18 protein-coding genes and 2 tRNA genes are annotated in these 23,085 nt (G+C 47.5%); 14 read left to right on the forward strand and 6 right to left on the reverse strand.

What is annotated here, in order from left to right; translation table 11 throughout:
* The 3 genes from ftsY to ACJROR_RS00185 form a co-directional block, all read left to right on the forward strand.
* Window positions 1–1,143 (forward strand): signal recognition particle-docking protein FtsY (gene ftsY, locus ACJROR_RS00175; RefSeq protein WP_406545335.1); only part of this gene is annotated, 1,143 nt, incomplete at its 5' end.
* A gap of 214 nt (window positions 1,144–1,357) precedes the next feature.
* Window positions 1,358–2,236: an RNA polymerase sigma factor RpoH gene (gene rpoH / locus ACJROR_RS00180; protein ID WP_406041205.1), complete on the forward strand. Its 879-nt coding sequence runs from the start codon at window positions 1,358–1,360 to the stop codon at window positions 2,234–2,236.
* Between the two features lie 113 nt (window positions 2,237–2,349).
* Window positions 2,350–2,646 carry a DUF406 family protein gene (locus tag ACJROR_RS00185; protein ID WP_406545336.1) on the forward strand — a complete coding sequence of 99 codons (297 nt, stop codon included), beginning with the start codon at window positions 2,350–2,352 and terminating at the stop codon, window positions 2,644–2,646.
* Window positions 2,647–2,748: 102 nt separating this feature from the next.
* Here ACJROR_RS00185 and asnA read toward each other — a convergent pair whose 3' ends face one another.
* Window positions 2,749–3,786, reverse strand: coding sequence for an aspartate--ammonia ligase (gene asnA, locus ACJROR_RS00190; RefSeq protein WP_406545337.1), 1,038 nt, complete (start codon window positions 3,784–3,786; stop codon window positions 2,749–2,751).
* 370 nt (window positions 3,787–4,156) lie between these two features.
* Here asnA and ACJROR_RS00195 point away from each other — a divergent pair, with 370 nt between their 5' ends.
* The 6 genes from ACJROR_RS00195 (at window position 4,157) to ACJROR_RS00220 (ending at window position 13,294) form a co-directional block, all read left to right on the forward strand.
* Entirely contained in the window at window positions 4,157–5,611 is a 1,455-nt protein-coding gene (locus ACJROR_RS00195; RefSeq protein WP_406545338.1) for a transglycosylase SLT domain-containing protein, read from the forward strand.
* Between the two features lie 244 nt (window positions 5,612–5,855).
* Window positions 5,856–6,953, forward strand: coding sequence for a polyamine ABC transporter substrate-binding protein (locus ACJROR_RS00200; RefSeq protein ID WP_406545339.1), 1,098 nt, complete (start codon window positions 5,856–5,858; stop codon window positions 6,951–6,953).
* An 80-nt stretch (window positions 6,954–7,033) separates the two neighbouring features.
* A complete protein-coding gene (potA, locus tag ACJROR_RS00205) occupies window positions 7,034–8,299 on the forward strand; it encodes a polyamine ABC transporter ATP-binding protein (protein WP_406545340.1) in 1,266 nt (421 codons plus the stop codon).
* Window positions 8,300–8,307: 8 nt separating this feature from the next.
* Window positions 8,308–9,273 carry an ABC transporter permease subunit gene (locus ACJROR_RS00210; RefSeq protein ID WP_406545341.1) on the forward strand — a complete coding sequence of 322 codons (966 nt, stop codon included), beginning with the start codon at window positions 8,308–8,310 and terminating at the stop codon, window positions 9,271–9,273.
* Between the two features lie 2 nt (window positions 9,274–9,275).
* Window positions 9,276–10,127 carry an ABC transporter permease subunit gene (locus ACJROR_RS00215; protein WP_406042477.1) on the forward strand — a complete coding sequence of 284 codons (852 nt, stop codon included), beginning with the start codon at window positions 9,276–9,278 and terminating at the stop codon, window positions 10,125–10,127.
* 200 nt (window positions 10,128–10,327) lie between these two features.
* Window positions 10,328–13,294 carry a hypothetical protein gene (locus ACJROR_RS00220; protein WP_406545342.1) on the forward strand — a complete coding sequence of 989 codons (2,967 nt, stop codon included), beginning with the start codon at window positions 10,328–10,330 and terminating at the stop codon, window positions 13,292–13,294.
* Window positions 13,295–13,296: 2 nt separating this feature from the next.
* Here ACJROR_RS00220 and ACJROR_RS00225 read toward each other — a convergent pair whose 3' ends face one another.
* From ACJROR_RS00225 to def, 5 genes are read right to left on the reverse strand one after another with little or no spacing between them, the layout of a single operon-like run.
* A complete protein-coding gene (locus ACJROR_RS00225) occupies window positions 13,297–14,748 on the reverse strand; it encodes a TrkH family potassium uptake protein (protein WP_406042481.1) in 1,452 nt (483 codons plus the stop codon).
* The gene (gene trkA, locus ACJROR_RS00230; protein ID WP_406042483.1) at window positions 14,745–16,151 is read right to left on the reverse strand and encodes a Trk system potassium transporter TrkA; all 1,407 of its coding nucleotides are present in this window, start codon (window positions 16,149–16,151) and stop codon (window positions 14,745–14,747) included. Before trkA ends, ACJROR_RS00225 begins: the two co-directional genes overlap by 4 nt.
* 10 nt (window positions 16,152–16,161) lie before the next feature.
* Entirely contained in the window at window positions 16,162–17,475 is a 1,314-nt protein-coding gene (rsmB, locus tag ACJROR_RS00235) for a 16S rRNA (cytosine(967)-C(5))-methyltransferase RsmB (RefSeq protein WP_406545343.1), read from the reverse strand.
* Entirely contained in the window at window positions 17,472–18,425 is a 954-nt protein-coding gene (gene fmt, locus ACJROR_RS00240; protein WP_406545344.1) for a methionyl-tRNA formyltransferase, read from the reverse strand. The genes rsmB and fmt overlap by 4 nt, the downstream gene beginning before the upstream one ends.
* A 14-nt stretch (window positions 18,426–18,439) precedes the next feature.
* Entirely contained in the window at window positions 18,440–18,970 is a 531-nt protein-coding gene (gene def, locus ACJROR_RS00245; protein WP_406545345.1) for a peptide deformylase, read from the reverse strand.
* A gap of 372 nt (window positions 18,971–19,342) precedes the next feature.
* Here def and ACJROR_RS00250 point away from each other — a divergent pair, with 372 nt between their 5' ends.
* From ACJROR_RS00250 to ACJROR_RS00270, 5 genes are all read left to right on the forward strand, one after another.
* A complete protein-coding gene (locus tag ACJROR_RS00250; RefSeq protein WP_406545346.1) occupies window positions 19,343–20,386 on the forward strand; it encodes a LysM peptidoglycan-binding domain-containing protein in 1,044 nt (347 codons plus the stop codon).
* Window positions 20,387–20,754: 368 nt separating this feature from the next.
* Window positions 20,755–22,632: a transposase gene (locus ACJROR_RS00255; RefSeq protein ID WP_406545347.1), complete on the forward strand. Its 1,878-nt coding sequence runs from the start codon at window positions 20,755–20,757 to the stop codon at window positions 22,630–22,632.
* A 119-nt stretch (window positions 22,633–22,751) separates the two neighbouring features.
* A tRNA-Tyr gene (locus ACJROR_RS00260) sits at window positions 22,752–22,836 on the forward strand.
* A 5-nt stretch (window positions 22,837–22,841) separates the two neighbouring features.
* Window positions 22,842–22,916 (forward strand) — tRNA-Gly (locus ACJROR_RS00265).
* Between the two features lie 73 nt (window positions 22,917–22,989).
* On the forward strand, window positions 22,990–23,085 hold a 96-nt coding region (locus ACJROR_RS00270; RefSeq protein ID WP_406545348.1), incomplete at its 3' end, for a GTP-binding protein.

Consider the following 23,085-nt stretch of genomic DNA (forward strand, 5'->3'; position numbering starts at 1 on the left):
AAGACTGAAGCAAAGACTGAAGCAAAGACTGAAGCAAAGACTGAAGCAAAGACTGAAGCAAAGACTGAAGCAAAGACTGAAGTCAAACCTGAAGCAAAGCCAGAAACCATGCTGGAAGCAAAGTCTGAGCATACCAAAGAGCCGGTAACCAGTAAAAAGCAGGATGAGAAAATCAAAGCAGATGCCCCTGAAGTTCAGCCAGCAGGTGCTTCTGACGATAAAGCAGATCAGGGCTTTTTCAGAAGACTTTTGAATGGTCTCAGGAGAACCCGGGAAAATTTCGGCCTGGGGCTGGTTGCGCTTTTTAAGGGACGCAAGATTGATGATGACCTGTTTGAAGAACTGGAAACACTGCTGATATCAGCTGATGTTGGCATGGATACCACTAAAAAGCTCCTTGACAGGTTAACCAAGGATTCCAGTTTAAAGGATTTAAAGGATGGCGATGTTCTCATGAAGAAACTGATGCAGGAGATGCATGCCATTTTGGATCCTGTGGCTGTGCCGTTTAAGGTGGATACAACCAAAAAGCCGTTTGTAATTTTGATGGTAGGGGTTAACGGGGTTGGCAAAACCACCACCATCGGAAAGATGACCCGAATCCTGCAGAATCAGGGGCTTAAAGTTATGCTTGCTGCCGGCGATACCTTCAGAGCCGCCGCCGTGGAACAGCTTAAGGAATGGGGAGCCCGAAATAATGCTCCTGTTGTTTCGCAGGATACCGGAGCTGACAGCGCTTCAGTTATTTTCGATGCGTTGCAGTCTGCCCGCAGCAGGGGATATGACGTCCTTATCGCTGATACCGCAGGACGGTTGCAGAACAAGGCTAATCTGATGGAGGAGTTAAGCAAGATTATCAGGGTTATTAAGAAAATTGATCCTGAGGCTCCCCATGAGGTGATGCTGACCCTGGATGCCGGTACCGGTCAGAATGCCATAAGCCAGGTAAAGATTTTTAAAGAGGCCGCTCCGCTTACCGGCATTAATCTTACGAAGCTGGACGGAACAGCCAAGGGCGGGGTTATCTTTAATATTGCCGATCAGTTCGGCATTCCGGTGCGTTACATAGGAATCGGAGAAAAAATTGATGACCTGAGAGTATTCAGTTCTGAAGACTTCATCGATGCTTTGTTTCATGATTAATTAGAAATTTGAAAGTAAGTTAGATCTTATTTTTGATCTGCGTCGCTGTTTTTTCATGAAAAGTCTGTGATGATAACGTTTTCAAAAACTGTTTGTTAAAAAATTTTCAAATTTTTGAACTTTTTTCTGCAAAAAGTTCTATTATGTGCTGTGGGAGTGTCAGTGCAGACTCCCAATAGCGTTGAGCGCTGAAAAAAGGTGAATCGGAAAGGATATGACATTGAATACTACCGCTAATATGTTGATGGTGCCCAGTGATAATCTGGATGGATATATCCGGGCTATAAACAGTATTCCGCTCCTTACAGAAAAAGAAGAATATGAACTGGCATCAAAGCTGAGAGATGAAAATAATCTTGAGGCTGCGCGTAAGCTGGTTCTTTCGCATTTGCGCTTTGTTGTCAGCATAGCCAGAGGGTACATGGGATACGGTTTGCCCCTGGCAGATCTTATCCAGGAAGGGACGGTTGGTCTGATGAAGGCTGTGAAGCGTTTTGATTTGTCCCAGGGGGTGCGGCTGGCAGCTTTTGCAGTGCATTGGATTAAAGCTGAAATTCACGATTATGTGATAAAGAATTGGCGATTAGTTAAAGTAGCTACCACCAAGGCTCAGAGAAAACTGTTTTTCAAACTGAGACAGGCTAAAAAGAATATTGCCTGGCTGAATGAGAAGGATGCGGAAAAGGTTGCGGACAATCTTGGTGTTTCCGCAAAGGATGTTACCGAAATGGAGACCCGTCTTACCGCTCAGGATGTTGCCTATGACGGCCTTATGGAGGATGACGATGACAATGCTTCTCAGACTCCGGCAAATTACCTGGTAGATAAGGGCTCGGATCTTGCTTTCAATCTTGAGAGAACTGACAGCGAAAGACATATGGCGCTTTCATTGAATAAGGTTCTGGGAGCTTTGGATGAAAGGTCATACCGCATTATAAAGGCCCGCTGGCTGGATGAAAACAAGGCTACCTTGCAGGATTTGGCGGCAGAACTGGGAGTTTCCATAGAAAGAGTGCGTCAGCTGGAAAAGGCTGCTTTGGAAAAGATCAAGAAACTTATGGTTGCTGAACACAATGATGTGTTTGTTGCATGATGCAGGTTAAATTCCTGAACAGAAGCCTCCTTCGGGAGGCTTTTTTAATGTTACGATTAAAGATGCCTGCAGAGATGTTGAGATGCGGAATGTTTTGAATTCAGGAGTTTGCCATGGCTGACGAAAACAAGGTAATTAACGACAGCTGCGATTTTTGCGGCTGCAGCGCGGAGATTGGTACCATCATTACGGAGGGAGATGATATCTGCGAGTATGAACTCAGGGGAAGCGCGGAAAAGGTAGAGAAGGACTCTGAGAGATATGACTCTGCAGCCAGATCTGTCTCTGACGCTGTTCAGATACAGCATCATGACACCAGGGACGGGGAGGAACTGGTACGCCGGGTTACCTTAAAATTTACTTGCACCGCCGAGAAGATGATTTTTCAGATGAGAACTGGTTTGGTGTAGTATTGGGTCGCAGCAGATGCAATAAACGGCCGTGCAACAAAGGGAGAGAATTTTTTGTTCTCTCCCTTGCTTTTTTTTGCATAACGAAAGCTTTTGGTCAGTTTAAATAAGATGCATTCCCAAAGAGGCGCATTCTTTTCTCATGTCGTCTGGCCAGATGCTGGCCTGAATTTCACCGATATGTCCTTTATGCAATAAAACCATGCAAAGACGGCTCTGACCGATACCGCCGCCGATGCTGAGAGGAAGTTCGTTATTTAACAGCTTTTTATGGAAATAAAGCTCTTTGCGTTCTTCCGCATGCTCGATTTCCAGCTGCCTCAAAAGAGCCTTCTCATCAACGCGGATGCCCATGGAGGATAATTCAAAGGATCTTTGCAGGGGAGGGTACCAGATTAAAATGTCCCCGTTCAATCCCGGTTTGCCCAGTTCGGAGACTGTGCTCCAGTCATCGTAGTCAGGAGCTCGGCCGTCGTGCTTTTCTCCGTTGGAAAGCTTAGCTCCGATGCCAATGAGGAATACCGCGCCGTACTTCTTGCAGATGGCATCTTCACGTTCCTTGGGGGTTTTATCAGGGAACATTTGAAGGAGATCTTCACTGTGGATAAATGTGATTTCCGAGGGGAGAAAAGGCTTGATCTGGGGATAAGCCTCGCAGGTCAGGTACTCGGTTCTCAGAATGGCAGCATAGATGCGCTTCACCGTGCTTTCCAAAAATGCAATGGTACGCTGTTCTCTGGTGATCACGGCTTCCCAGTCCCACTGATCCACGTAAAGAGAATGAAGGTTATCAAGTTCTTCATCAGCTCTGATGGCGTTCATGTCGGTATAAAGGCCGTGGTTCGGTTCAATTTGGTATTCGGCAAGGGTCAGTCTTTTCCATTTTGCCAGAGAGTGCACCACTTCGGCGCTGGCATCGCCAAGATCCTTAATAGGGAAGCTTACTGCTCGCTCTACGCCGTTCAGATCATCGTTGATGCCCAGCCCTTTCAGAACGAAAAGAGGGGCTGTTACCCGGCGCAGCCTGAGCTCGGTAGAAAGATTCAGCTGAAAGAAGTCTTTAATTAATTTAATCCCCTGTTCTGTCTGTTTCGGGGTCAGTAACGGCTCGTAATGTTCCGGTTTAATCAGTTTGCTCATAATGAAAAATCTCCTTTGCGCAATACGGGCTTAATTATAGCAATTTCCATGCCCGGTAAGAATTTGTTTGTTTTGCACCAAAAAGAGGCTGATAAAAGCACGTTTTCAGGGCATGCTTTATTTTTGTGCATGACAGGAGCGCATAGTGATTATGACTGAGTGAATTCCGGGAAGAATGTCTGGCCGTGAGCATCAGGATTACGGAAATTGTGTTTGTAATAATACGTGCTGTTACTTAAGTTTTAAGCTGTAAATTGGGGAGGTGTTCAATTTTTGAAACGGCGGCATGTGATAATCTTTCAGAAACTACCCCGTTAACAGGCGATTTCTGAAACTTTAAAAAGTTCGGATAACAGGCAGGGAGCAGGTTATGAAGGCAATAAGGACGGTTCTTGTTATTTTCTTGTCTTTGCTGACATTGGCTGCTTATTTGCCGGAACTTCGGGCTGAAACCCCCGGCGCCGGACAGGACATCGGCCTTATTCCTCTTCACGGCGATCTGCCGGTTCTCCTCAAGGATCGTACCATCAGGGTGCTGGTATCCTATGACAATATCAGTTTTTTCATGAACAAGGGGCATCAGGACGGTCTTTACGTTGCTCTGATGAACAAGTTTAAAAAATTTGTTGAGGAGAGACATCCGGAATATCGCGGGCTTAAGATCTTTTTTATCCCGGTGCGATCAGATCAGATGGTGAAAATGATTGCTGATGGCTATGGGGATATAGCCACCGGTATTTCGCCCACAGAAGATTTTAAGAGGTATGTGGATTTTACCATTCCGGAAAAGCAGGGGATCCAGGAGGTGCTGGCGGTCAGAAAGGGGGAAAAGCCAGTTTCTGAGCTGAGAGACTTTTCCGGTTTGAATATCACCATCAGGAAGAGCTCGGCATTTTATGAAAGCATAAAAACGGCAAATATATATTTGCGGACACTGGGCATTCCCGAAATCCGTGTTTCCTTTGCAGATGAGTACCTTACCGATGCCGATCTTGTGGATATGGTGAATAACGGCGAAATTCAGGCCACGGTTGTTAACAACTACAACCTGCCCCTGTGGAAGGAGCTTTTTTCAAAAGTGGTCTTTTGCGATGGGATACCACTTCGGGAGGACGGTACTCTGGTTTGGGCCATCAGACATGATTCCCGTGAGCTGTACAAGGAACTGAATCTGTTTTTGCGTTCCTATCGCGACGGCACTGAAAAAGGAAAAGCCATATATGACCGCTACATGAGAACCAAGCCCTCATATCTTTCCCTTCATCACCGTAAAAAGGGCGAGTGGCTGGGCATAAAATCCAGTGATTTCATGAAGTTTTCCCGGGTGTTCAAGAAATACGGGGAGAAGTTTGATCTGAACTGGATTCTGATAATGGCCCAGGCCTATCAGGAATCGACTTTGGATCAGTCAGCCCGATCCAGCCGGGGCGCTGTGGGCATTATGCAGGTACTGCCAAGCACCGCTCAGGAGTGGTATGTCAATGTAAACAGCGTGCATGATGTTGACAATAATGTTCATGCCGGTACCAAATACCTCCGGTACATTATTGACAATTATTTTAACGCCGCTGAAATCCCGGTGCGGGAACGTGTTCTGTTTGCCATGGCCTCGTATAACTGCGGTCCAGGCAGGATTCTCAGGTATCGTAATGAAGCGGAACAGCAGGGGTTAAATCCCAATGAATGGTTTAACAATGTTGAGATTGTGGCCATGTCTCACGGCACTAATGAGACCGTGAAGTATGTGCGCAATATATTCTCTCTGTATCTGGCCTACAGCAATACCTATAAGCTGGATGCGGAAAGAGGCAACCGAAAAAGTTAGCCGTATTTCGGTTGCCGCCGTTTTTTAATGATTTCAGGCATCCTGTCCGGGCCGGATTAACCTTGTAATCATGAAGAGAATTAAGTGTATAATGCCGGGTAATTTGCCAGAAGCGAATCTTTCTGCATCAGGGATGGTTTGATTTGCGTCTGGTTTATGGATAACGATAAATTCCGACTGTTATCAGAAGCTGTAATTTACGCTGTTAAATCAGGTTTTACCATTATTGTCAGGGTTAAAACAAATGATTAAAGGGACTATTATCAGTCTGGCGGCTGCGCTTGCTTTTTCCGTCTCCTCCTTTGCATATTCAGAGGAAGAGAAGGTTCTCAATGTTTATAACTGGAGTGATTATATCGATCCTGACGTGATTCCTGAATTTGAAAAGGAAACCGGAATCAAGGTTGTTTATGATGTTTTCGACAGCAATGAGGTGCTGGAAGCAAAAATGCTTTCAGGCAAATCCGGCTATGACATTGTCGCTCCGGGGTCGGATTTTCTTTCGAGACAGATACAGGCAGGCGTATATCTTCCGCTTGATAAGTCGAAGCTCTCCAACTATAAAAATCTTGACGAAGAGCAGATGAAAATGCTGGCGTCCTTGGACAAAGACAATACGTATGCTATTCCGTATCAGCAGGGTTCCACGGGAATTGCCTACAATAAGAAGATGATTGCGGCAAGGCTGGGAGAGGATTTTACCGTAGATTCCTGGGATGTTTTTTTCAAGCCGGAGATTCTTTCAAAGCTTAAGGACTGCGGCGTTGCCGTGCTTAATGCTCCCACAGAGGTTGTGGCCACGGCGATGAACTATCTGGGAAAGAATCCCACGGATTCCGATCCTCGCGCCTATAAGGAAGCCGAGGAGCTTCTGCTTAAGATGAGCAAAAATGTCACATACTATCACTCGTCTCAGAATATCAATGATCTGGCAAATGGAGACATTTGCATAACGCTGGGCTGGTCGGGAGATATGATGCAGGCCCGGGATCGTGCCCGGGAAGCGGGTAACGGCGTGGAGATCGAGTATGTGGTTCCCAAAGAAGGGGCCCTTGTTTTCTACGATATGATGGCCATTCCCAAGGATGCGGAACATCCTGACAATGCCCATAAATTCCTGAACTTTATCCTGCGGCCGGAAATAATGGCTAAAATTTCCTCCTATGTTGCCTATGCCAATGCTGTAACGCCTTCCATTCCTCTCGTAAAGCCGGAGGTGCGTGACAATCCTAATATCTTCTTGACCCCGGAAAAGAAGAAAAAGATATTTCTGATGGAGGTTTTGCCGCAGAAGGTAACTAAGGAAATCAATAAGATCTGGAATCGCGTGAAGAGCGAGTAATAACAGAAAGCATGTTAGTTAAACGGGCCGTCCTGAATTGGCGGCCTTTGATTTTGTTTATTTGACCGGAGAATGATCAAGTGTCTGAAAATATCGTTGAGTCCAATGCCCGGCAGGCTGATGATACCGTATCGGCTGCCCGGGAAAATCATAAAACGGAACCAGCCTCCAGACAGCCCGTTAAAAAAGTCAGACGCCCATTGCTGGAGATAAGGAATCTGGTTAAGAAGTACGGTGATGTTGCAGCGGTCAACAACGTGGATCTGACCATTTATGAGGGCGAGATTTTTGCTCTGCTGGGATCCTCCGGATGCGGCAAGTCCACCCTTCTGAGAATGCTGGCCGGTTTTGAGCAGCCCACCAGCGGATCTATACTTCTTGATGGCCGGGACATGTCTGTGCTGCCGCCTTACAAAAGACCGGTGAATATGATGTTTCAGTCCTATGCCTTATTTCCCCAGATGACGGTAAGTCAGAATATTGCCTTCGGTCTTAAGCAGGATCGCATCTACAAGAACGGCGAAAAGCAGGGGCTGTTTGATTTTGGCAAAAGACTTTCCCGGGAGGAAATCGAGACTCGGGTAGATAAGATGCTCAAACTTGTTCATATGGAGGAATACCGGGATCGCAAGCCGCATCAGCTGTCCGGCGGGCAGAAGCAGCGGGTGGCTCTGGCGCGTTCTCTGGCAAAACAGCCCCGGCTGCTCCTTCTTGACGAACCCATGGGAGCTTTGGATAAGAAGCTGCGGGAGCAGATGCGTCTGGAACTGGTAAATATTATTGAAAGCGTCGGAGTTACCTGCGTCATGGTTACCCATGATCAGGAGGAGGCAATGACCATGGCCGAGCGCATTGCCATTATGAACCGCGGCGAGCTTATTCAGGTTGATGAGCCCCGGAAGGTTTATGAAAATCCGAACTGCTGTTTTGCGGCTGAGTTTATCGGATCGGTAAATATGTTTGAGAGCCGTCTTATCACCTCGAACCGTGATGGATCGGTGATAAAAAGCAAGGATCTGGAACAGGAGATTCATCTGGACATTGATGTGGATCTGGCTGATGGCATGGATGTTACCGTTGCCATAAGACCTGAAAAGATCTATATCGAAAAGAGCTTCCCCTGTGATGACAAAGGTCAGCGTCTGGTTAACAACTATACTTCCGGAATTGTTGAAAATATTGCGTATATGGGAGACATTTCCATTTATTATGTCCGCATTCCCAGCGGAAAAATTGTTATTACCACCCTGCCGAATGCTGACAGATTCAATGTCGGTCTGCCCACCTGGGATGATCAGGTATATCTCAGCTGGGATCCGGAATCCTGTGTAACGCTGACTTTTTAGGAGAGGCCATGGCTAATATGAATCTCAGAAAGGCCATTAGCAAGAGAAAAAGTCTTTTTCAGAAGCTGAAGGGAAGTCCGCAGCCTATTAAGGGATGGCGGAAGTATGCCGTGGTATCTGTCCCCTATCTGTGGATGACTGTCTTTTTCTGCATCCCCTTTCTGATAATTTTAAAAATCAGCTTTTCGGAAAGCGCCATCAGCATTCCGCCGTATGCGCCGCTGTTTGCCTATGACGATGACAAGCTGACGATTACTCTTAATCTTTATAATTACATTTCTCTGTGGGAGGATAATTCCTACGTTCTGGCATACCTGAAATCCCTTAAGGTGGCCTTTTTTTCCACGCTTTACTGTCTTCTTCTGGGCTTTCCCATTGCGTGGGCCATTGCCACATCAAGGCCTGCAGCCAGAAATGCCCTCCTGATGTTTGTGATTCTCCCCAGCTGGACGTCGTTTCTGATTCGCGTTTATGCCTGGATTGGCATCCTTAAGAAGGAAGGTCTGATAAACAATTTTCTGATGTATATCGGGGTAATTGATGAACCGATTCAGATGCTGCAGACGGATTTTGCCGTTTATGTCGGCATAGTGTACGCCTACCTTCCCTTTATGATACTTCCTCTTTATACGGCCTTTACCAAGGTGGATTACACCTTGATAGAAGCAGGAGCGGATCTGGGCTGCCGTCCGGTCAGAAGCTTTTTCAGGCTTTTGCTGCCTCAGACCTACAGCGGCATTATTGCCGGTTCCATGCTGGTATTCATCCCGGCAGTGGGCGAGTATGTGATTCCGGAGCTTCTGGGAGGAAAAGATTCCAACCTCATAGGCCGCGTGCTTTGGCAGGAGTTCTTCAATAATCGCGACTGGCCCCTGGCGGCAGCGGTGGCCACGGTAATGCTGGTGCTGCTGATGATTCCGATAATGTGGTTTTATAAGGTGCAGCGCCGTGAGATTGTGGGGGGAGTGAGATAATTATGACTGAAGAAACGGTCAGAAAAGGCTCTTGGAGCGGCAAGTTCAGATTTGCAGTTTTATTTCTGGGCTTTACGTTTTTGTATGCTCCCATAATAAGCCTTATTGTTTATTCCTTTAATGCTTCAAAGATGATGACAGTGTGGGGCGGCTTTTCTGTTAAATGGTATTTCGAGCTGTTTAAGGATCAGCAGATGATTGATGCGGTGGCCGTGTCACTTACAGTTGCCTTTTTCAGCGCCTGCACGGCCGTGGTCATTGGAACGCTGGCAGCTATAGGATTGGCCAGAATTACTAAGTTTCGCGGCGATTCAGTGTTTGCGCTGTTTATTACCGCCCCTATGGTGCTCCCTGACGTTATTATCGGTCTTTCGCTGCTGCTCCTTTTTGTGACTATGGCGGATTTGATTGGCTGGCCTGAAAAGGGCGTGCTGACGATCTGGATGTCCATGGTAACGCTGACATCGGCTTATGTTACAGTGGTGGTGCGCTCCCGGCTGAAGGAGCTGGATTATTCCATAGAGGAGGCGGCTCAGGATCTTGGAGCAGGACCGATAAAGACATTTATGTTTATAACCCTGCCCTCGATTTTTCCGGCTATTATTTCCGGCTGGCTTTTGGCATTTACTCTTTCCATGGATGATCTGGTCATTACCTCTTTTGTTTCAGGCCCGAGCTCGTCAACCCTGCCCATGGTGGTGTTTTCCAGTGTCAGACGCGGTCTGAATCCGGAAATCAATGCATTGGCCACAATTATTGTCTTTATTGTGTCTGTATGTACCTTTATTTACTGGCTGTACCGAAACAAGAGGGAAAAGAAAAGACTGACGGAACTGAAAATGGTTTCCCGTTAGAGCGGCAGTTCTGAACGGCAGTCATGACAGAAGGGAGAGCGATCTCCCTTTTTTGTTGTTTCAGGTGATCACAGATTTGTAAAAATATTGCCGGCTTTTGCCTTTGAACGGTGTTCTTTGCACTATCATTTAGTGAGCGCCGGTAAATGAGCGCGGGTAAATACTGTAAAGGTTTGTGATGCGGAGGGCGGCAGATTATTATGATCATTCGTAACAATTTTGTGGAAGCTGCCCTGAACAATGCCAAGGATGCTTACAGAACCGGCCACTATAATGACGCCTTCTTTCTTTTGAAGTCCTATGAAGACAGTGACAATCCCGAAGCCCTGTTTTATTTAGGCAATCTGGTGGCTGATAATCAGAACAGCGTCGGGATAAGCTCCAGCGCTGAAGATCTGCTCAGCAAAAGCTCCTCATTGGGGTATCTCCCTGCGGAATATAAGCTCAGGCATCTTTCAAACAAAAGCATTCATTTCTGGTGGGCTTCTCCTGATGACGGTCAGGTGCGTCTTGCCGATCCTGAGGTTCTGGAAGCAAAAGCCGCACGGGGAAAACCTGAAGATATCTATGCGCTGGGTCATTACCTTATTGCCAGTTCTGAAAGAGAACAGAGAATCAGAGGGGTGCACCTCTTGGAAAAGGTGAAGGCTGAAATACCGGAAGCGGCTTTGATTCTGGGCGATTTGTATTATGGCGGGCGGATAGTTTCCCGGGATGCCTCCCGGGCGCTCTACTGGTATCAGATGGCCGGAGCATCCGGTATTCTTTCGGGAAGACTGGGGGAGGCGAAGGTTTTTCTGGATCCTCAGGGAAGCTGTTATGCTCCGGAAAAAGCAGAAGAAATTCTTTTGGAAATTGCCGATGACAGCGCGGAAGCTGCCTGCGTTCTGGGGAAACACTATACGGGAAATCTTAAAATTCCGCGGGTGCGGGAGAAGGGCACTGAGCTTCTGAAGCAATCATGGGAAAGAGGCTGCGATGCTGCCGGCTACTATTATTCGGTGTACTGTTTGGAAAACGGCAGAGGCGATGAAGGCCGTCGGGTCATGGATATTCTGGCGCAGAAGGGCTTCCCGGATGCGGTTTTTCGATTGGCTCGCATGTACAATGACGGGGGAAACGTGCCCCCCATGCCTGATAAGGCCGCTTTTTATTTTAACAAGGCGGCGGAAATGGGCAATACCGAGGCGGCCTGGGGGCTGGCAAAACTGCTCCTGGATAATCGGCCGGGAACATGCCATGATGCGCTGAAATATTTTCTGGGGCAGGCGGCGGATGCCGGGCATCATGACGCGGAATACAATCTGGGCATTCTGCTGCGCCGGGAGGCCGGAGGAGCGGCGCCGTCTTCAGATGATGCCGGCCAGGATGCCGAGGGCCATAAAAAAAGCTGGGTTCTGGGGAATCAGAGAGAAAATCGCCGTCATTCTAAATGCGGACAGGCACTGGAATATATAAAAAGAGCGGCACAGGGCGGCCATGTCGAAGCGGCTCTTGAGCTTTCCGAACTATATGAAAAGGGCATTGGCACCAACCGAAATTTTAAGGAAGCGCAAAATTGGTGCCTCAGGGCCGCAGAAAAGGGAAATGCCAAGGCGCAGTTTCGTCTTGCCGAAATGTATGAAAACGACAGTTCAAAATCGACAGACGAGCATGTCGTTATGGACTGGTACCAGAAATCTCTTAAGAACGGCTGCTGGGAAGCGGCTTACCGCATAGCTCTGATGTACAGATACGGTCATCAGATTTCCAGAAGCGATGAAAAAGCAAACAGCTATCTTTCCACGGCCATGGAGCATAATGTTGTTCCGGCCTTCTTTGAAATGGGGCTTTCCTTTCTTAATGGTCTCGGAGTGGAAAAGTCTCTTCCCAAAGCCAAAAGCCTGATATATCAGGCAGCAATGCACAAGTATCTGCCGGCAGTTGAAGCCTACGGGAAAATCATGTTCGATAACAATGATCGCATTTCTTTCCCGGAGGATGCCCAGTTAAAGGATCTGTTTGAAAAACTAAGCCAGGCCGGAAGGTCGGAAGGCGATTTTGGTCAGTTTTTACTCTATCAGAGGGGACTTGGCGTTCCCAAAGATCAGAACAAGGCCCTGGAGCTTTTGGAATCAAGCGCGGCCCAGAAGTACAGATACGCTCTTTATGAACTGGGTCTGGTTTATTTCACCGGCAACGGGGTTCGCAAAAGCTATCAGAAGGCCATGCGTTTATTTCGCGAAAGCTCCGAGCAAAACGTAGACCGGGCTCTGTATATGACAGGAATTTGTTATCTGCGGGGCTATGGAACCTTTGTCAACTACAAGGAAGCTTTTTCATTCTTTCTGCGCTCATCAGAACAGGGATTCCTGCCATCGTACCGGCTTCTGGGAGAGATGTGCGAGAACGGACTCGGTGTAGTTAAGAACGATGAGGAGGCGGTGCGCTATTACCGGCTTCTGGCCAATGCCGGGGTTGATGATGCTTTTCTTTACATTGCCAATATTTTTCTGAAGGACGGAAAGCAGGGCCGGGATTATGTATCAGCGCAAAATTGGTTAAGACAGGGAGCTACCAGAAATCATGCCAAATGCTGTTATGAGCTCGCTAAGCTGCATCTTTCAGGCAGAGGAGCCGTGTATGACCCCGGGGAGGGGATACGGCTCATGTACCGGGCGGCAAATCTGAACAGCAAGGATGCTCTGTATTATTTGGGCAAGGCCTACCGGGACGGGCTGTTTCAGATTCCGGTTAATTATCAGAAATCGCTGGTCTATCTTAAAGCGGCCTCCGAACAGAATCATTCTGAAGCCACTACTCTTCTTGGGCTGATGTATCTTAACGGGCTGGGCTGCGCTAAGAACACCTATGCCGCTTATGACCTGTTTTATATTGCCGCGGAACACGGCAGCGCCGAGGCTCAGTATCAGCTGGCTCTTCTTTACCGGGACGGCATCGGCGTCACTCAAAGCTATATAGATGCCTACATGTGGACAGTTCTGGCCTCGGTTTTCAGAAAAAATAATGTCTATGCCTCCCAGCTGCGCCGGGAAATGGTGGTTCTTCTGACAAAACCGCAGCTGGACATTGCTCAGACCAAAGCGCTGAAAAAATTCCGCAAATACATCACCGCCGATGCCCAGGTTAATGTCAGTAACGATCTTGAACCCTGTCTCAGGCGCTGATGCTATACCCTCCAGAATGACGGCAGGAAGCATAGAATTATAGTAAGCACCTCAAGCCGTCCCATCACCATGTCAAAGATCAGAATAAGCTTCTGAAAAGATGTCAGCACAGTGAAGTCACCCTGCGGGCCGAAATGCTCTCCGATCCCCACTCCGATGTTTGACAGACAGTTGAATGAAAGAGTCAGGGCATCCAGCATTTCCGTTCCGGTAAGACACAGGATAAGAGAGCTCAGCACCAGACAGCAGGCGTAAGCGAAGAAAAAAGCCGCAATGGATCTCATTACGGTTTCGTTAATGTTCTGACCGTTGTACTGCTGCGGGAAAATGGCCGAAGGGTGCTGCAGCTGATTAATCTGTTTTCTGAAAAGGTTCAGCAGTATCTGAAAACGAAAAATTTTAAGACCGCCGCTGGTGGATCCGGAGCAGCCTCCAATGGGCAAAATGACAAAAAACAGCAGCGTTATAAAGGGATTTATGCTGCTGAAATCCCCCATGGAGTAACCAGTGGATGACAGTACGTCCACCACGTTGAAAACGGAAAAACGCAGTGCTTCTGAGAAAGGCATGTTTTCCTGAAGAATAAGGCTGCCCATTACCAATAATGCCGCAAGGGCGATGATGCCGCAGAACCCGCGCACCTGGGAATCACGGAAAATCTGGCGAATGTCGTTTTTAAGGGAAAGAATAAGGAGAGGAAACGGCAGCGAGCATATAAACATCACTATAATGGCCACCCACTGGATTTCTTCAGAAAAATAATCCATGGATGCCGCATGGGTGCTCATGCCCCCGGTGGCTACCGAGGTCATAGCGTGGTTTACCGCGTCAAAAACGCTCATTCCCAGTATCCAGTAGGCTGCAAATGTCAGAATGGTGAGCGCGATATACAGGAAAAGAATTCCCATGGCAATGGTTTTGGATTTCGGGGAAACTTTCTCGGAGCCCTGTTCGGAGCTTTCCGTTTTAAAAAGCTTCATGCCTCCCAGATTGTTTAAATTCGGAAGCACGGCAATGGCCATAGCGATAAACCCGATGCCCCCGAAATACTGCAATATGGATCGCCAGAGCAGTATTGAAGGAGGGAGATTGTCGATATCATGAAGCACCGTGATTCCGGTGGTGGACACTGCCGATGTGGCTTCAAAACAGGCTGTTACGTAATCTATTCCCATGGTGAACTTGAAGGGCAGGGCTGCGGTAAGGATCATGGTCGTCCATACTGACGAGGTAAAGAAGAACATATCCTTTAAGGTCATTCGCAGGGATTTTGCTCGTGTCAGTCTGCGGATCAGAAGACCGGCAACAATCATTACTGCCGCCACAAACAAAAATTCCGCGGAGCCCTTGGTAACCGTAATGAAAGCGTACATGGTGGGAATGAACATGGCAACGGCAAGGAAGATCAGTACGCTGCCCAGAAGGTTGGCTATACCCTGAAAATTTATAATCATTTTTGGAAGTCCGGATGCCTGCTGAAGTATGTTGCTTTGGGAGTTGTCAGCTTTAAAAGCTCTCTTATGTTCTTTTTGTCCTGAATGTAAAAGATTACATTGTCGTTGTTCCGGAGAACAAAATCTCCCTGAGCCATGAAAATCTCATCATCCCGGGAAATCGCCGCTACCACGATTCCCGGAGGGAAAGAAATTTCATTGATTCTTCTGCCGATGACGGCGCTGTGTTTAAGATCTCCCATGAGACGGATTTCCAGACCTTCGGATTCGCCTCTTCTGAAGGTGTGAACCGTTCCCACTCCGTTATGGCGGATATTGGTAAGCAGGGCGGAAATTGTCGCTTCTCTGGGGGAGATAATGATGTCTATTTTTTCCTTTTTGATGAGGTTTATATAGGCAAATTTGGAAATCAGCACGATGGATCTGCGGGCGCCGAGATTTTTTGCCAGCATGGCGGACATGATGTTTGTTTCGTCCTTCTCCGTAACGGAGATAATCAGATCCATCTTGTCGATATGCTCTTCGGTCAGAAAGTCAGAATTTGAAGGAGCTGAGTTGAAAATTTCCACGCTGGATTTGGAAAACTGCTTTGAGAGTTCGTGCGCTTTTTTGGGGTCTGTTTCCACAATTTTTACGCTGTAGCGTTTGGAAAGCTCTTTTGCCAGCTCCTGTCCTATGCGGTTTCCGCCGATGATCATTATTCTCCTGAAGGGGGATTCCAGCTTCTGGAACTTTGAAATAACAGCGCGGACATAGCCTTTGGTAGCCACGAAATAAATTTCGTCGCCGGCTTCAATTACGGTGTTTTCATTGGTAGGGATGGCATGATCCTGACGGTAGATTGCCATCACCTTGACAGGAATGTTGTCAAGAAACTGATGCAGTTTTTTGACGGGGTGGCCGATCATGGGGCCGCCGTAATAGGCGGTAACCCCCACCATGCCCAGCCTCCCGCGGGAAAACTCGGAAATTTCATTGGCTCCCGGATATTCCACGAGACTTACGATTTCATCAGTTATAAGCTGTTCCGGGGCGATGATGCTGTCAATGGGAATGGCGGCATCATTGAACAGGGTCGCCTTTTCAGCCAGATATTCGTTATTCTGAATGCGGGCAATTTTCTGCGGCACATGAAACATGGAGTAGCAAAACTGACAGGCCAGCATATTGGTTTCATCTGAATTGGTTACCGCCACCACCAGTTCGGCGTTTGCCGCATCGGCTTCCCGCAGTGTGGCAGGATAGGAGGCAAATCCGTTAACCACCTTGATGTCATAACGATTCTGAATGGCCGTCAGCTTTTCCATATCGGTATCCACAAGGGTGATATCATTATTTTCATTTATCAGGTATTCAGCCAATCCGGTCCCGATAACTCCGGCTCCAAGAATAATGATATTCATGCATTTCCCCTTATCTGGCGGCTTTTTTCAGCCTGGCATAGAAGAATCCGTCGCCGCCGGCCTCCCCGGGCAGTCTTTGCAATCCCGGATTCTCTCTGGTTTCATCCGGAGTAACGGGCCAGAGCTCCGCATCCGGATGCTCATTCAGAAAGTCCCGGATCTGAAAACTGTTTTCTTCGGGAATTATGGAGCAGGTGGTGTAGAGCAGAGTTCCTCCGGGTTTCAGGAGGCTCCAGATGCTGCGGAGTATCCTTTTTTGCACGGCGATAATATTTTGAATTTCCTCTGCTGTACGGATCCATCTGATATCAGGATGTCTTCTGATAACACCGGTGGCCGAGCAGGGGGCGTCCAGAAGTATTACGTCATATTCCGGAACCGGAGACCAGTTTTCGGGATCAGAGCAGGCATCGCCGAAAACCACATGGCACGAAAGCTTCAGCCGATCCAGATTGTCCTGAATTCTGGCAAGTCTTTTCTTATCGTTATCCACGGCTGCCAAAAGCCTGATACCGGGATATTTTTCCAGAATATGAGTGGTTTTGCCGCCCGGAGCGGCGCAGCAGTCCAGCACGGCATCTCCATCCTTTACGGGCAGCAGAGTCGTGGCATACTGGGATGCCAGATCCTGAATAAAAACGGCCCCGGTTTTGAAAAGAGGGATTTTATCCGCAGGAAGCGGATTCAGGATTTCGATGGCCTCCGGAACCAATTCCGAGGTTCTGAATGCGATGTTTTTTACTGAAAGGAGCTCCAGGTATTCCGGTATTCTGCATTTTGCGGGGTTCAGACGTATCCACAACGGGGGATGGCGGTTGCTGTTTTCGAGAATGTCAGGAGTTTTTTCGCGGTAGTGTTTTTTGATGAGGTTAACCAGCCATTCAGGAAATGAATACCGGGATTCGTAGGAAGCGTCAAGCTTTGCGGTAATCTCCGCCTGCCGTCTCATGAAGTTGCGCATAACGGCATTGGCGAGATTCACATATTTCGGGAAACCGGCTTTTCTCATGGTTTCCACGGTTTCGTTAAGAGCGGCATGGGGCGGAATTCTGGTGTATTGCAGCTGGCAGATGCCTACTGCCAGAATATAATGAGCCAGAAGATCCTTTTCGGTAATGGGCTTGGACAGGAGGATGCCGAGAGCTCCGTTAATCCAGCCGTAGTTTCTTACTGTTGCGTAGGTGAGTTCCCGGTAAAGGCTCCGGTTTTCCGGAGAGGTGTATTCTTCAGAAAAATTAATGACAGTGGTCAGCTGTTCCCTGTTGGACAGCACCCGCAGCGCTGACTCGCTGGCCAGCCTGCGAGGATTTTTAGCGTTCTTCATGCCTGATGATAATCCAAAATCTGGCCCGGAGCAAAGAACTGCTTTCGGGAATTAATAAGCTGTGAAAAGGACACCCTTCCCTTGCCAGGCATTTGAAGCTCAGTTATTTTCAGTATCCCGGAACCGGTTTGTATAAAGAGTCCCTCTTTTGAGGCGGCGGTGATGGTTCCCGGGACTCCGGCGGAACCCTGATTCTCAATGCTTTCTGCCCGGAATACCTTGATTTTGGTGCCGGCGAGAATTATGGAGGCAATCGGCCAGGGCTGGTAAGCGCGAATATGGCGTTCCAGAGTCTCGGCGCTTTCCGCAAAATTTAAAATGCCCTCCTCTCGGGTGAGCTTCTTTGCATAGGTAACCCGGCTGCTGTCCTGGGGGATTGCGTTCTCATAAAGATTTTCAATATCCGGAATAACCCCCAGCAATGTTTCCGCTCCCAGAGTTTGCAGCTTAAGGTAGAGACTTTCAGAGGTGTCAGTATTCTCTATGGGGAGTTCTTTGCTGACTATGATATCTCCGGCGTCCAGTTCCGTTCCCACCTTCATAATGGTAATGCCCGTGACGGCATCCCCGTTCCAGAGAGCTCTTTGAATAGGAGCTGCCCCGCGCCATCTGGGGAGCACTGATCCGTGGACATTAATGGTGCCAATGCGGGGCACGGCCAGAAATTCGTCCGGAATAAGCTGACCGTACGCAACTACGATCGCCAGATCCGGCGCCAGGTCTTTAATGATTTGCAATGCCGCGGCGTTGTTTTTCAGCTTTTCCGGCTGATAGACAGGAATGCCCCGGGATGCGGCGACTGCCTTGACAGGTGTCGGCGCAATGTGATTTCCTCTGCCGGAAGGGCGATCCGGCTGCGAGAATACTGCCGCAATTTCAATTCCGCCTTCCAGAAGGGTTTTCAGGTGAAATGCGGCAAAATCAGGAGTTCCGGCGAAAATGATTTTCATGGTTGATTATCCTGTTACTGAGATTCCCTGGCGGCTCTTTTTCTTTCGCGGGCAAGTTTGGCAGCCTTGGCGCGGTATAAGTTTTTCTTCATAGCAGAGAGATAGTCAATGAAGAGATGACCGTCAAGATGATCCATTTCATGCTGGATGCAAATAGCCTGAAGGCCGGTGGCGCTGATGGTAAAAAACTCACCCTTGATGTTTTGAGCTTTTACAGTAACATTATCAGCCCTGCTGATACGGGCGCGAAGACCCGGGACCGAAAGGCAGCCTTCTTCTATGCTGTTGGTGCCTTCCTTGGAAACAAACTCGGGGTTTATCAGCACAATTTGATGTTCGGGAAGGCGATCTCCCTCGATGTCCATGACAACTACCCGTTTTCTGATGTTTATCTGAGGAGCAGCCAGTCCTATTCCCTCATCATGGTACATAGTCTCAAACATATCGGAGACGAGAACAGCGAGACTTTCGTCAAACTCAGTTACAGGAGAGCTTGACAAGTGCAGATGCTCGTCCGGATAGTATAGTAATTCGCGTATAGCCATAGAATATTCCTCGGTAAAGTCCCGACATTATAACATGAGCGGCTGTTAACTCTGAATGTGTGTCGGATCTCAAATTTTTAACGGGAAAGGGGGGCGGATTCCGTCCTGAAGGATCACCCCGCAAACCTGTGATTTGTGATCGATAATTTAAAAAGGCAAGTACGCATAAGCCGTTTTTTGGCTAAAATAATTATTCTTGATTATACTCGTAGTGGGATAGTCATTTGTACCTGGGCCGAATCGGACTGTGTGAAGTATTGAGCGGTTTCATGCAAGTGCGCTATGGCTTAAATTTAATTACAAACCTACATAAGTTGCTGGCATGCAGTGATTTATGATGAAAAGATTGGATGGAATCAAGCAGGGATCCTTATGATTTTACAGAAGATAGGAATTTTTGTTGCCGCTATGCTATTTGCGACAGTATCTGTGGCTGACACCTTGGACATGCAGGAAAATCACCCTACAAAATATGTAGTTAAGAAGGGTGATACTCTGTGGGATATTTCAGGAAAGTTTTTGAAGAAGCCCTGGTATTGGCCGAAGATTTGGAATGTGAATCCGCAGATAGACGATCCGCACTGGATTTACCCGGGCGATGTTCTTACGCTTGTATGGATTGATGGGAAACCTTATCTTCAGAAGGCTGTTTCAGCCCAGACCAATAAGCCGATTCCTACCATTGATGCCAAGGCTATAAAAACCTTCCTTAAGCATGATCAGGTACTGCCCTTTGATGACAATGAAAGAGCAAAGATTCCCTATGTTTTAGGCGAGAATGATGCAAAGAAGGTTATTGCCGAAACCGGCGATATCTATGTAAGAGGAAGTCTTGCCAAGGGCACTCAGTATGCTATTTATCGCAAAGGCCCGCTCCTTAAGGACGAGACCGGCAGAAAACTGGGTTATCAGGCTGTATATTCAGGCGCCCTGGTTGCCGGTGAAGGAAACGGCACTGTGACAAAGGCTCTTCTTGTTAAGAATCTTCAGGAGGTAATGCCCGGAGATTTCGTAATGCCTTTCAACAATGACGACGGATATGACCTGTATTTCGTTCCTAAGCCTGCTCAGGTTGAGACCAGCGTTCTCGCTTTGGGAAATCTGGATTACAACCTTGCCGGCCGCAATGATACCGTTGTTCTCGGCAAGGGCAGCAAGGACGGTGTCAGCACCGGCGATGTATTTGCCATCAGCAAGACCGGAAAGGGTGTAGTCGGACATGCGGCCGAAGAGACTGATTACTATGAGTTCTCCACCGTAGGCAAGCAGTTCGGAGCTGATAAGAACTTCAAGCTTCCTGATGATGTAGTCGGTCAGGCTATGGTATACAAGACCTACGACAATGTGTCTCTCGCAATTATTCTCACCGCTCAGAAGAGCGTTGGCGTTGGCTACAAGGCCGGAAAGCCGGAGTAATCTGGAAGACAGCTAATTTAGTCAAGTTAAAGCCCGGGGATTTCCCGGGTTTTTTTGTCTGAAGCGAAATCCGGCAAAAAGCTTTAAGCAAAAGGGGGCATAAACGGCAGGGGCAAATGCATGGCATTGAAGTTCCGGGAATGTCAGAAAACGGTGTTGCCTTGTTCTCTTATCGGCCAGTTTTCGGGAAAAAGGGATTAATTATCCGATCTTTGTACTGATTTTGACTCAAAACCAATAATACCGTGAAAAACATCGATAAAACCTTGATTTATACTGGTTTTCGGCATATTTCCGTTTGATTTTTCGTTATGTTTTGAGTATAATATATAAAGAGTCCTGTAGTATTATACTTAAAAGGAATTGCCATGGGCAGACCCGCAAACCCTGATACTGATTTCAAAGTAGCTCTTCGTGTAACAGGAAAATATCGCTATGCAGCCACGCAGCCGCATATCACGGACGAACATAGCGGTAAGACAGTGCGCAGATATGTTTACTGGGGAGAAGTTAGCGAAGATCTCCGTTTTATACCCAACAGCAGATTTATACTGACCCCTGAGAGTAAACGCAAACGGCTGATTTTTCCGCCGGCCTGGGATATTTCAGCTATTGATTCTGTTGACAGCGAGGCGCCTAAAATTCCCATAGTGGCCGATCCTTATGTTGCAAATGACGGATCAGCATTCACCGGAACTGTCAGTGCATGCCCCGCTGCAGGACAATTCAATAACAGACTTTACGGTGGTTCCTGGTTCTTATGGCAGATTGCTGTAAAGAAGCACGTTGTTGAGGATCTTTTGCAAGTATTCAGTGAACAGCGCGGCATAGTTGAGGACATAATGACACTGGCAATGTTTCCGATCCTTACAAAATACAACTACAGCATGACAGAGCGCTGGCAAAAGTATACAAAGACCCCGTCAAGAAGATCTTTGAGCCCTTCATACATAACGCGCCTTACTCAAAAAATTACTGATGACCACAGAATGCAGTTTCTGAAATTGAGAATTGCCAGAGAAGGGGGCAAGGCTGTGGTCGCCTGCGATTCTACTACTCGCTCAGCGTATGGACACTGTCTGGCTGATATAAGATGGGGTAACAATAAGGACAACAAGGAGTTACAAAATACGCTTGAGGTTGTGGTTTATTCGTTAAGCTCCCATGAACCCATATATTACCGAACCTTTGGCGGTAATGAAAATGATGCCAGAACACTGCGTACGATAGTAAACGATCTTAAGGCCCTAAAATGCGGGGATCTGACTGTCATTTTTGACAGAGGGTATGAAACCCCTGAGAATATCGACACTATGATTCTGGAGGAGCAGTGTTTTTTGGTATGCGGTAAGGTTAGTCAGGAACCGGTTTACAGCAATCTATGCAAAATAAAGTTCGACCAGCAGGGCATGCCTCTTGAGATGACGTACTTGCAGGAACACGGGATTTATGCGATTCAATACGAAACCCCCCGGACTGTTTTAGCAAATCCAGAAGATTCCGGCTCCGGGAAAAACGTTAAGTTAAAGGTGAATCTCTTTCTGGATATGAAAAGACGGATTCAGATTCTGACGTTAATCAATGAAGAAATTAAAAAGGAAGCCGTAATCGTCAGGGAGAAGGACGGAACTTCATGCACCGAAGAACAATGCAAAGCACTGTCCAAGCAACTAAGGTACTACTATGTGAAGAGATCCAAAGACAAACGCATGGTCATAAGTCCAAATGAGAAAGCAATTGGTAAAAGCAAGGCCACCGCCGGTTTTTTTGCTTCGATTTCATACATGGTTGACGGTGATGCCCTCAGCCAGTACAAGCTTTACGTGATGAGAGATGAACAGGAAAAGTACTTTGAAGCGATGAAGGATCAGCTTGGGTTCGATGTTCAGGGTAACTGGTCGGAAGACGGAAAAACCGGAAGACTGTTCATTCTGTTCATTGCGCTTATCATGCGTTCGGAAATCAGGGCGGTTTGGGTGGAGCGTCTGAGAAAAAGGTACCCCTCCTCCCTTGATGTTTTGCAAGAGATGTTTCCGATCCGTTTCGTTGAATACGATGACGGGTCAACGCATGTGACAAGTTTTACAACTCCACAGGCTGAAATATGTCAGGCTTTTTCCCTTCCCATTCCTGAAGAATGTTTGAGCAATCATCAAAAAGTTGAAATTGACAGAGCAGTGGCAAACAGAAAGCCCGGAAGACCCAAGGGGTCTTTGAACCGAAAACAGGTGCGTGGAGCGTTATGAGTCAAAAGTAATGCAAAAATCGGATTAATTAGAGAAAATTTCAAAAAATACTTGCGCGCTGTGACGCTATGCTGTATTATGACGCCCGCTTGCATAGCAATGCAAGCTACGCCGACATTGGAGGGGTTCCAGAGCGGTCAAATGGAACAGACTGTAAATCTGTCGCCCTTGGCTTCGATGGTTCGAATCCATCCCCCTCCACCAACTGTGCGGGCATCGTATAATGGCTTTTACCCAAGCCTTCCAAGCTTGTGATACGGGTTCGATTCCCGTTGCCCGCTCCATTTTATTGAATTTTTCAATCGTCTTGAACTGTGGCAGCTGGCCTGCAGTTATCATTTCCTAGAGGAAACTAGTATGGCAAAGGAAAAGTATGTTCGTAATCTGCCTCACGTTAATGTAGGCACTATCGGTCACGTTGACCATGGTAAGACCACTCTTACTGCCGCTCTT

Source organism: Succinimonas sp., assembly GCF_045225735.1.
In the GTDB taxonomy this organism is placed as follows: domain Bacteria; phylum Pseudomonadota; class Gammaproteobacteria; order Enterobacterales; family Succinivibrionaceae; genus Succinimonas.

What these genes read in the sequence shown, in the direction of transcription:
- rpoH (WP_406041205.1), top strand. Translation starts at nt 1,358, where the DNA reads ATGACATTGAATACTACCGCTAATATGTTGATGGTGCCCAGTGATAAT.
- ACJROR_RS00185 (WP_406545336.1), top strand. Translation starts at nt 2,350, where the DNA reads ATGGCTGACGAAAACAAGGTAATTAACGACAGCTGCGATTTTTGCGGC.
- asnA (WP_406545337.1), bottom strand. Translation starts at nt 3,786, where the DNA reads ATGAGCAAACTGATTAAACCGGAACATTACGAGCCGTTACTGACCCCG.
- ACJROR_RS00195 (WP_406545338.1), top strand. Translation starts at nt 4,157, where the DNA reads ATGAAGGCAATAAGGACGGTTCTTGTTATTTTCTTGTCTTTGCTGACA.
- ACJROR_RS00200 (WP_406545339.1), top strand. Translation starts at nt 5,856, where the DNA reads ATGATTAAAGGGACTATTATCAGTCTGGCGGCTGCGCTTGCTTTTTCC.
- ACJROR_RS00210 (WP_406545341.1), top strand. Translation starts at nt 8,308, where the DNA reads ATGGCTAATATGAATCTCAGAAAGGCCATTAGCAAGAGAAAAAGTCTT.
- ACJROR_RS00215 (WP_406042477.1), top strand. Translation starts at nt 9,276, where the DNA reads ATGACTGAAGAAACGGTCAGAAAAGGCTCTTGGAGCGGCAAGTTCAGA.
- ACJROR_RS00220 (WP_406545342.1), top strand. Translation starts at nt 10,328, where the DNA reads ATGATCATTCGTAACAATTTTGTGGAAGCTGCCCTGAACAATGCCAAG.
- ACJROR_RS00225 (WP_406042481.1), bottom strand. Translation starts at nt 14,748, where the DNA reads ATGATTATAAATTTTCAGGGTATAGCCAACCTTCTGGGCAGCGTACTG.
- trkA (WP_406042483.1), bottom strand. Translation starts at nt 16,151, where the DNA reads ATGAATATCATTATTCTTGGAGCCGGAGTTATCGGGACCGGATTGGCT.
- rsmB (WP_406545343.1), bottom strand. Translation starts at nt 17,475, where the DNA reads ATGAAGAACGCTAAAAATCCTCGCAGGCTGGCCAGCGAGTCAGCGCTG.
- fmt (WP_406545344.1), bottom strand. Translation starts at nt 18,425, where the DNA reads ATGAAAATCATTTTCGCCGGAACTCCTGATTTTGCCGCATTTCACCTG.
- def (WP_406545345.1), bottom strand. Translation starts at nt 18,970, where the DNA reads ATGGCTATACGCGAATTACTATACTATCCGGACGAGCATCTGCACTTG.
- ACJROR_RS00250 (WP_406545346.1), top strand. Translation starts at nt 19,343, where the DNA reads ATGATTTTACAGAAGATAGGAATTTTTGTTGCCGCTATGCTATTTGCG.
- ACJROR_RS00255 (WP_406545347.1), top strand. Translation starts at nt 20,755, where the DNA reads ATGGGCAGACCCGCAAACCCTGATACTGATTTCAAAGTAGCTCTTCGT.